Annotated in this window: 2 protein-coding genes; both read right to left on the minus strand. The window is 38.3% G+C overall.

What is annotated here, in order from left to right; translation table 11 throughout:
- Positions 1 to 79: 79 nt before the first annotated feature.
- Positions 80 to 670 (minus strand): nucleotidyltransferase family protein, encoded by a 591-nt coding sequence (locus tag AC1DND_RS26895; RefSeq protein ID WP_477585795.1) that lies wholly within the window; start codon positions 668 to 670, stop codon positions 80 to 82.
- 3 nt (positions 671 to 673) lie between these two features.
- A complete protein-coding gene (locus AC1DND_RS26900) occupies positions 674 to 1789 on the minus strand; it encodes an XdhC family protein (RefSeq protein WP_477585796.1) in 1116 nt (371 codons plus the stop codon).
- Positions 1790 to 1883: the final 94 nt, after the last annotated feature.

Consider the following 1883-nt stretch of genomic DNA (forward strand, 5'->3'; position numbering starts at 1 on the left):
CAATAAAAGCAGCGAAAATTGCAGTTATCGGTTAGCGATATCCGCAGGTAATCGTGTATTCTTCCAAAAGAATCTGCTATCATTGCTGGCTAATTAAATTGTTATAATCTGTTTCTGTATCAATATCAATTTCTCCATGTTCGAAAACAACTGTTTCTACATCTTGAGGATATTGTTTGAGTATCTTTTTTGCTCCTTCTGCTCCTGTGAGCGATAAAAGTGCTTCAAAATAATCTTTTTTGAAGAGGACAGGAGTTCCTGTCGCTTCTGCATAGGTACTGGCAATTATATTTTTACCTGTTTCTTTCTGCTTTTCGATTAAGCTATTAAAGTTAATCATTTTTATAAAAGCCTGGTCGGCTACAGCAATAATGATACTTTCAATTTCGCGATTATTTCTGATTATAGCAGAAAGCCCGGCTACAATGCTCGATGCCATTCCATTTTCCCAACTTTCATTGATAACGAAATTAACCTGATCATGCTGATGCTGGCTGGCTATTTCTTTAGCGTTTGAACCTAAAACAGCGATAACGGGTCTGCAACTTGTTTCTAAAGCTTCATTTATTACGGTTTGCAAGAGCGTTTTTCCTTTGTAATCCAAAAGCTGTTTTGGTCTTCCCAAACGTGAAGAACTACCTGCTGCCAATATGATAATGCCCGTTTTCAATGCTTAATTGTTTTTTAATTCGTAAACATGGATCGGTTTTTTCTTCTCTTTTAAAAACATGGCCGAAGCACCTGTAAAAACAGATTTAATCTCGGCGAGGATAGAAATGGCGATTTCTTCTGCAGTTTCTGCGCCAATATCCAAACCAACCGGACCATGTACACGTGTTTGATTTGTTGGCGTTGCCAAATCCAGTTCATCTAACATCCTAACTAGTTTTTTCTTTGGTCCAAGTGTGCCGATATACGGAGCATTTGTGCCTAATAGATATTTAAGTAGTTCGAGGTCGTAATTGTAATTATGGGTCATCAATACAAAAGCTGTTTGTTCATCTATCTGAATTTGAGCTAACACATTTTCGGGTTTGCTCACTAAAACCTTGGTTGCATTTGCAAAACGTTGTGGCGTAGCATGCATAGGTCTTCCATCTATCACAGTTACTTCCCAGCCCAAAAGGTAAGCCATTTCGGCTAAAGGCTGTGCATCATTGCCTGCGCCAGCTATAATTAATGAAATTGGGGGTTGGATAAACTCCAGAAAGGCATCAATCTGTTGGTTGTCAAAATTATAAGCTTTAATTGACGTGGTCTTATATTCAGAAACTTCCAGGATATCTTTAATTGTCTCATTGAAGATCGCTTCGGGGATTTTAGCTAGAATAGGTTCATTTCTAAAAAGCATACTTGTACCCAACTGCAACYTATCTGTTAGGGAAAAAAGTATTGCTAAAACTGCATGCTCCCTTTTGCCTTGCAACGCGGTTAAAATAGCAATGGGATTTAGCTCATCTGCTTCTAAAATGGGTTCGAACAAAATATGTACAATGCCATTGCAGCCCAGCTGAACGCCAAATTTTGCATCATCTTCATCTGTAGTATCATAAGTAATGAGCTTGTTTTCTTGCTGTACAATTGCCGAAAGTGCTTTCCGCAACGCATCGCCTTCTAAACAACCGCCACTAATGGCGCCTGTTAACTGGCCATCTTCAGTAATCAACATTCTTGCACCAGGTCTGCGGTAAGAAGAACCCTCTACCTTAACTACCGTAGCAAGGGCTGTTTTTTTCTTTTCCTTCGTTGCTTTTTGATATGCCTTTATGATATCGGTAATTTCTTTCATTAGGGATTGATGCAATAGAGGATGCAATTTAATGATAATCTATTACAAATAGCCAAAGCAAAAGGAAGATATACCCTTTAAAGAAGTATTACAA

It is taken from the genome of Pedobacter sp. 01N416, from assembly GCF_056399685.1.